The following is a 7,961-nucleotide window of genomic DNA, read 5'->3' on the forward strand; positions in this document are numbered from 1 at the left end:
GACGTCCGTGTGCAGGCCCACCACGCGAACGGCCTTGCCGTGCTCATCACGGTGGGTCACATAGCCCCGGCTGAGAATCCAGGCCCAGGTTCCGTCGCCACGCCGCATCCGGTAGGTGCACTCAAAACTGTCACCCTGCTTGGGATCGTTGATGAATTCGATCTGCATGGGAACAATGTTTTCATAGTCGTCCGGGTGGACTTTGCTGGTCCAGGATGTGGACAGGGGCGGGAACTCGTCGCTGGTATAACCTAGCATGTCCAGATAGCGGGGGCTGAAGTAGATGACATTGGTGCTGGGGTTCCAGTCCCAAAGGCCGTCACTGGCCGCATTGAGCGCCAGCATGAGGCGGCTTGTATCATTGCGGGTGGTGGAGAGAACCGCGATTTCGGGCAGATTTCGGGGTGGCGGGTGGGTGGGGCGCGCTGGCCCCTCGCCAGCGGGACGCTGTTTTTCCAAAGCCACGTTGCACCCTGTGACCAGTGTGGCGCGGCCAAAAACGTCGCGCCGTAAGACCAGTATCTGCGAGCGCACCCAAAAATCGTCAAAAGGATAAAAAACTTCAAGGTGCGGCCCGTGGGAGCCGTTGAGCGCTGTTTCCAGAGACTCAAGCAGCTGGGCCAGGCTTTCAAGGGGGCAGTGCTCCAGATAGTCTTTCATGCTGCGCGGCGGATTGCTTTCCAGGTGCAGTTGGTCACGCGCTCCGACACTCATGAAAAGCCTGTCTGATGCCGTGTGCCACTCCCAGACAGGATCGTGTGATTCGATTTGTATATATTCTGGTATAATGCTTGATTTTTTCGGCATAAAAGTGTCAACCGTGCATTATTACAAGAGATCGGTGGAATGATGACAGGATGGATTGATTTGTGGGATCTGCCGTTTTGCATGTGTCATGCAGGAAAAACAGCAACATGTTCAGTATAATGGATATACGAATATAAATCCAGTATCCTTTATGTCCCTTTGAAAAAAAACGCGGCTTGAATTTGAGGCGGCTGGGGGTTTTTGCGCGTGATATGCTATTTCACCGCGCCAAATTTTGTGAGCCGGAAAACGGATGTCCTTTGTGGATTTTGCCGCCGCCGGGCAGCCTGCAGATGGCAGGTACGAACAGTCTTTTTAAGGCGTATGTGCGTGCGGTTCGTTGCCCAGCGGGTGCGCATGGGTATGGGCATGGGTAAAATCCGGGGCATCGGCGTTCAGGCGACCCTTGTCCAGCGTGAGGTAGGTGGACGAAACCTGTGCCAGAAAATCCCAGTCATGGGAAATGGTTATACGGGCAGTGTCAAGCCCGCGCAAAACATCGGTAATGTGCTGGCGCGCCTCGTTGTCCAGCCCGTTGGTAGGCTCGTCCAGCAGCAGGGCTTCCGGTCGCATGGCCAGCACGGCAGCCAGGGAAACCAGCTTCTTTTCTCCGCCGGAGAGCCTGTGCGTCAGGCGGTTTTCAAAGCCGTCCAGGCCGATGTGCCGCAGGGTTTCAAGCGCGCGTTGCCGGGCTTCTTCGGGCGAAAAACCCAGGTTCAACGGGCCAAAGGCCACATCTTCAAGCACTGATGGGAAAAAAAGCTGGTCTTCGGCGTGCTGCAGTACAAAACCCACGGCGCAACGAAGATGATAAAAGTCTTTTTCGGTCTGCAGCGCGCGTCCGTGAAAGCGCACAAGGCCCTGCTGCGGGCGCGCCAACCCGGTAATGCAGCGGAAAAGCGTTGTTTTTCCACTGCCGTTGGGGCCGTAAAAGCCCACGTGCTGCCCCGGCATGAGGGCCAGATCAACGCCATTGAGCACCGCATGCCGCTGCCCGTCGCGCTCGTAGCTGAAGTGGATGTTTTCCAGGGCAAAGATGGCGCGTGCCGTATCCATAGTATCAGCCATAAAGAGTATCCCTGTATTCTACGGCCACGATGCCCGCAAGGCAGAGCAGCACAAATACGGCAAAAAGGACGTCCAGAGCACGGGCCTTGAACACCGCCACTGAATGGAATTGTCCTGAGAATCCCCGAAGCAGCATGGCCTCGCGAACTCGCAGGGAACGCTCATAACTGCGCACCAGCAAAAGCCCCAGCAGTGCTGCCAGAGTGCGGTAGGTGTGCATGTCGCTTTTGGGGCGAAAACCCCGCAGACGGGCGGCCACGCTCAGGCTTTGCCACTGTTGCGCGATAACATGCACGTAGCGCGCCGTGAACAGGAAAAGAAAGACCAGCTTGCGCGGGCAGCGCAGGCATTCAAGGGCGCGTCCGGCAGTGGAGGCATTCATGGTGGCAACCAGAGCCAGAAAAATGCACACAATGGCATTGGATTTGATGCTCACCAGCAGGGCCAGATGCAACCCTTCCGCGCTGATGCTTACAGGACCCCAACCGACGACTTCGCGCCCCGGCATGGTAATGGGCGTAACGCACCACAGAAAAGCCACAAAAATATTGACCACAGCCAGACGGCGCAGCAGCGGCAGCAGGGGCGGCCTGGCCGCGATCAGCAGAAGCATTCTGTTGTTTTTCGCTGCTGGCGTGGCCCTGCTGCTGGCCTACTGGCGCATGGGGCTTACAAACATTGCCCTGAGCGAAGGCGTGGACTTGCCGGTCAATCTCTGGTCCGGCTATCTGGTACTGCTTTGCGGCGTGGGCTTTCTTGCTGGCGGCCTGCCGCACAATGGACCGGAAGCCAAACGCCGCAAAAAGGAACTGGCCCAGCTGACCGGCCGTCGTGACACCTGCGCCGCTCATGTGGCGGAGCTGGAAGAGCAGGCCCGCCAGCTTTGCCGTACAGCCCAGGTGCAGAATATGGATATGGTCACTCTGGAAGCCACAGAGGTGCTGCTGGAGCGGGAACGGGAACAGTGCTTCCTTGAGGAGCGCGCTCGTAAGGACATGGATGCGCTCAAACGCTCTCTCGACCTTGCGCGCACCGAGGTAAGCAAGCGCCAGGCTCTGTATCAGGAGGCCGAAAGCGTGGTGCAGCAAACCCGCCGCCGCTGGCATGAGTTCATGCTTACCCTCAAGGTCGGCAATGTACCCGCGCCAGAGGGAGCCACGGCTTTTTTCGCCAAGGTTGAATCCGCCCGGCTGGCATACAGCGCCGTGGCCGCAGCCCTGAATGAACTGCGCACCCTTGAGGACGGCCTTGCCTATGCCGAAGAACACATGCAGCGATTCCCCGCTGTGGCCGAACGTCTGCCCGCCGGGGAAGGAATGGCCGCATCCCTGCCGGTACAGGCCACAGAGGCGGAATCGTCCCGCCACGCAACATCCAAGACCGCTTTTTCAGACATGCTTGCCGAAGTTGTACGCCAGATACTGGAATCATGCCGGGAGGCCGATACCGCGCGTGAACGGCGCATCAAGGCCGAAGCAGCGCTCCAGAATGCGGAAAGTGACAGACAGCGCGTCCTCACCCGTCAGGCTGAAGCCACTGCGGAACTGCGCAGTGCCGAAGACCGGCTTGCTGCCGCCCGCAGCCAATGGTCACATTGTCTTGAAGGCCTGGGGCTTGGAGCGGAGCTTGATCCGGAAACCGTGCGAGAAGCGTTCAAGTATATGGAAAACTGCCTGGCTGCGGAATCGGCCCTTGAGCGTGCCAAAACTGAACTGGCTCAAAGTCGTTCAGAACTGGCCGCACTGCGGGAACCCCTGGCCCTCCAGTTCGACAGCCTGAACCGTTCGCCCAAAACTGACACTGATGGCAGTCCGGACTGGCTGCTCAGCCTTGACTCTTTGCTTGAAGAAGCGGAAAGCGCCGTCACGGCCCGCACACGCCGACAGACTATGGATCAGGAGCTTTCCGCTCTTGACGATGAGGTTCGTGCCGCCCAGGCAGCTCTGGATAAAGCTCTGCATGCCGAGTGCGGATTGCTTACCCTTGCCGGGGCACACGACGCCGAAGATTTTTTGCGTCAGGCGGCGCTGCACGAAGAACAACGTAAGTTGGGACAACGCAAACTGGACCTTGAAGATGCCTTGCGCCTTGCGGCTGACAAATGCCCGCTTGAAGATTTTTTGCCACAGTTTGAGCACGAAAGCCGTGAGGCTCAGGAAAGCCGTTGCGCAGAAATCGCTGCGGAACTTGCTCAACTCCAGGAAAAGGAACAGGAACTGGGCGACCGGGTCAGCAGCTTGCGCGCCAGGGTGGAGGCCCTGTCGCATGACGACGAATTGGCAAAATTGCAGCAAGAAGCTGCCACGCTGGAAGAAAGCATGCAACGCATGGCGTATGAATGGAGCCGCAGAGCGCTTGCCAGGGGCATTCTTGAAGCCGCCAAAAACACCTTTGAACGCGAACGGCAGCCCGAGGTCATTCGCCTTGCTTCAGAAATATTCGCGCGCATCACAGGGCGCCGGTGGAGGGGCATCAACGCTTCTCTTGAGGATAAAACCCTGAGCATTCTGCCTGCCCAAGGCGAAGCGCTTGCCCCCGAAAATCTCAGCAGGGGCGCGCGCGAACAGGCATACCTGGCCCTGAGGCTGGCCTACATCAAAAACCATGCGGCCCATGCCGCCCCCCTGCCTGTCATCATGGATGACGTGCTGGTCAATTTCGACCCCAAGCGGGCCGAACGCACGGCGAGGGCCTTTGTGGACCTGACGGCCGAAACAAACGGCAAGGGGCATCAGATGCTTTACTTTACCTGCCAACCTCACATGGTTGACCTCTTGCGCAAAACAGATCCCGCTGCTGCCCTTTTTCACGTGGAGCACGGAAACATCAGGGCTGCCTGATCTCTGCCTTGCCTTTTACATCAAGCGAAATGATAACGCCGTCGTCCTTTGGGCGACGGCGTTATCATTTCGCTCCCGGCATGAACGCCCCGGCTATTCAGAGCATTTCAGCTTTGCGAACATTATAATTTGGACAGATTACAACGTACACTATGGACCCAAGAGCGCAAACGCATGCCCTGTCCTCTTCTGCCCGCAGTCCCCAGGATAGACACTGTATCTGCACTTTCGCCCTTGCAACGCGCATCTGGTCACGCATCTATCACAGCGGTTTAAAAATGAAGCTAAGCTAGAGCAATTTAACTTTTAAATTGCTCTGACGGCTGCGTGAGCAGACGTTCGCTACGGAGGCGTAAGCGCAGTTTATCTGCGCGGTTAAACGCCGAAGTGAGCGTGCCTTAAACTTTGAGAATGTATATTCTCAAAGTTAATCTGCTCTAGAGTAGATTAACTTTGAAATACTTTACATTTCAAAGTGTTCATTCAGCCGAAAAATACGATTTTCGGCTGAATCCGCGCCACATTGCGACGCGCTGCACTTTCGGGCTGCGTTAGATCATTTACACTTTTTCAAAGTTAAAATGCTCTAATGGCACGGCAAGCCACCCTTTGTGATACAAAGCCGTATGGGTTTCATGCATGAGAACTCCTATTTTTGCAGCATCATACGAACTTCTGCTCCAAAGTTTTTGAAAAAGAATTTCAATTCTGTTGACATCGTTTTTCAACTATGCCAAGGTGCGCCATGCAATTACATACAGCGGAGGCAAAGCATGGCTTATAATGGTGATTCTGCACCGGTTTCTGACGTTACCCACCGCTTCAGTCAAGACAATCTTCACATTTGTCTCAATGACCAGTTCGGCCCTCGCCAGGCTGACGCTGTCATTGATCTTTTGCGCATCAACCACATGAACTGCAAACGTATTTTCATTGACGTGCGCCAAGTGCACCAGCCCGTTCCCTCAGCTGTCAGCACGCTCAAGAATTCTCTGATCCTTGGCGGCTTCGGCACCGAACGAGTGATCTTTAAGGGAGAAAGTGGTTTTGCCATGGCGGTTGACGGCAACCGTGTGCTTATCCAGCAAGAAAAAAAGCACGTTTGCAAAGGCAACTGCGCCAACTGCAAATGCGGTCATCACAAGAAGGAGCACGTGCACGATCACGAGCACGAACGCCACAACTGAGCGCCTCCCGCCTGTCACGCAACAAAACAAACACCTTTGATGGTTACGGCCTGGCGCCATCTCTGTCTGCACTATGAGGCACACAGCCCATAACGCGGCATTGCGGAAAAGTTCCCGCGTAAACCGCGAAAACCATATGGAGGAAAAGGTATGAGCATCAAGGAAAGGAAACTTCTGCAACGTTTCAAAAAAAGCTGCATGGTGGCGTTGCTTGCTGCCGGCATGTTCGTGGGTGCGGCCGGGGGAGCCAAGGCCATCGAATTTAAGGCGCAGGGTGAATGGCTCATGGGCTTCGGCGTGGCTGATGCGCCTCTGGCCTCCCATGCACGTACCCCGCAGGGCGGCTATGCCAAAGAAAAAATTAACGACAACGACATGTTCGGCGCTGCTCAGCGCCTGCGTCTTCAATTGGACGCCGTTGCTTCCGAAAACCTGTCCGGTACCGTTTATTTTGAAATCGGCACCCAGAACTGGGGCAAAGCCGATGAAGGCGGCGCTCTTGGTGCTGACGGCAGCAACGTCATCAAACTGAAGAACGCTTATCTTGACTGGATCATTCCCCAGACTGACGCCCGCGTTCGCATGGGCATCCAGGGTTTGGCCCTGCCCAATATGGCTGGCGGATCCGCTGTGCTTGATGGCGACGTGGCTGCTGTTGTCGGCAACTACAAGTTCAATGAAAACGTTGGCCTGACCGCTTTCTGGGCGCGCCCGGTCAATGACAACTTCGATGCCGAGAAATACGGCAACGGCGACCGCAAGGCGAAGAACAACTATCTGGACAACATTGATCTTTTCGCTGTCTCCGTTCCTGTGACCTTTGATGGCGTAGAGGTTACCCCCTGGGCCATGTACGGCATGCTGGGACGTAACGCCCTGCGCGGCCTGAGCGAAATCAATAATAACGAACCTTGGGAAACCAGCGACGGTATCCTTGGCCAGAGCCTGCCCGGCCTGACCGAAGGATTCAATTTTGCCGGCGCCACTCCGCTTGATTCCCGCACAACGAACAAGCAGTATGGCAACATGTTCTGGGTGGGCCTGCCCATTGGCATCACCATGTTCGACCCGTTCAATATCGAATTTGACATCAATTACGGCTACGTTGAAAGCATGGGCCGCTACGATGTGGTAAAGCGCGGCAACGATAGCGATATCGTTCGCGGCAGCACCCAGCGCCAGGGCTTTGTTGCCAAGGCTCTTGTAGAGTACAAGATGGACTGGGCCACCCCCGGCATCTTCGGCTGGTACGGTTCCGGTGATGACGGCGATATCAAGAGCGGCTCCAAGCGCATGCCCTCCATTGCCGGAGCGGGCAACTTCACCTCTTTCGTGGGTGATGGCAACATGGCCTGGGGCGCTGGCCCCGGCGACATCTGCGACTGGAATATGACCTATGCCGGCACCTGGGGCATCGGTGGTCAGCTTAAAGACATGAGCTTCATCGAAGACATCAAGCACACCCTGCGCGTGGCCTACTGGGGCGGCACCAACGCTCCTTCCATGGTCAAGTATATGGAGTCCGCCTCTTCGTGGAACAGCGGCTTTGGCGTGGATGGCCCTTATCTGACCACCAACGACGGCTTGCTGGAGTTCAACCTGATCAACCAGTGGCAGATCTACGAAAATCTGGAAGCCAACCTTGAACTGGGCTACGTTGCCAACATGATTGATAAAGACACCTGGAAAAAAGACGGCTACTATGGCGGCAGCGGCAATGGCTCCTTTGAAAAGCAGGATGCCTGGAAAGCGCAGCTCGTTTTTGCCTACAGCTTCTAATCTCTGCTAAAAGCAGCCGGGGCTTGAATCAAGCCCCGGAATATATCCCACAACCGCGCGCGTCCCCTTCCCGCGCGTATTGATCCGCCGCCTTCTCTGGAAGGCAGCGGATTTATTGTTATCCCCTTGGCCTCATCATCCCCGTTTCGAGCATTAGAGCAGATTAACTTTGAGAATATACATTCTCAAAGTTTAAGGCACGCTCACTTCGGCGTTTAACCGCGCAGATAAACTGCGCTTACGCCTCCGTAGCGAACGTCTGCTCACGCAGCCGCCAGAG

6 protein-coding genes are annotated in these 7,961 nt (G+C 56.1%); 3 read left to right on the plus strand and 3 right to left on the minus strand.

What is annotated here, in order from left to right; all coding sequences use genetic code 11:
- From V6C07_RS01720 to V6C07_RS01730, 3 genes are all read right to left on the minus strand, one after another.
- Positions 1–714: PAS domain-containing protein (locus tag V6C07_RS01720; protein ID WP_333534668.1), on the minus strand; the 714-nt coding region annotated here is incomplete at its 3' end.
- A 408-nt stretch (positions 715–1,122) separates the two neighbouring features.
- The gene (locus V6C07_RS01725; protein WP_333534669.1) at positions 1,123–1,875 is read right to left on the minus strand and encodes an energy-coupling factor ABC transporter ATP-binding protein; all 753 of its coding nucleotides are present in this window, start codon (positions 1,873–1,875) and stop codon (positions 1,123–1,125) included.
- Positions 1,868–2,488, minus strand: coding sequence for an energy-coupling factor transporter transmembrane component T family protein (locus tag V6C07_RS01730; RefSeq protein ID WP_333534670.1), 621 nt, complete (start codon positions 2,486–2,488; stop codon positions 1,868–1,870). Before V6C07_RS01730 ends, V6C07_RS01725 begins: the two co-directional genes overlap by 8 nt.
- A gap of 4 nt (positions 2,489–2,492) precedes the next feature.
- Between V6C07_RS01730 and V6C07_RS01735 the strand changes: the two genes are divergently transcribed.
- The 3 genes from V6C07_RS01735 to V6C07_RS01745 all read left to right on the plus strand — a co-directional run bounded on the left by V6C07_RS01735 (position 2,493) and on the right by V6C07_RS01745 (position 7,681).
- Complete coding sequence (locus V6C07_RS01735; protein WP_333534672.1) at positions 2,493–4,715, plus strand: ATP-binding protein; 2,223 nt, start codon at positions 2,493–2,495, stop codon at positions 4,713–4,715.
- Positions 4,716–5,488: 773 nt separating this feature from the next.
- Positions 5,489–5,902, plus strand: a complete 414-nt coding sequence (locus V6C07_RS01740; RefSeq protein WP_333534673.1) for a squalene cyclase — start codon at positions 5,489–5,491, stop codon at positions 5,900–5,902.
- Positions 5,903–6,052: 150 nt separating this feature from the next.
- Entirely contained in the window at positions 6,053–7,681 is a 1,629-nt protein-coding gene (locus V6C07_RS01745) for an outer membrane homotrimeric porin (protein ID WP_333534674.1), read from the plus strand.
- Positions 7,682–7,961 lie beyond the last annotated feature (280 nt).

Source organism: Desulfovibrio sp. 1214_IL3152 (assembly GCF_036763055.1).
In the GTDB taxonomy this organism is placed as follows: Bacteria; Desulfobacterota; Desulfovibrionia; order Desulfovibrionales; family Desulfovibrionaceae; genus Desulfovibrio.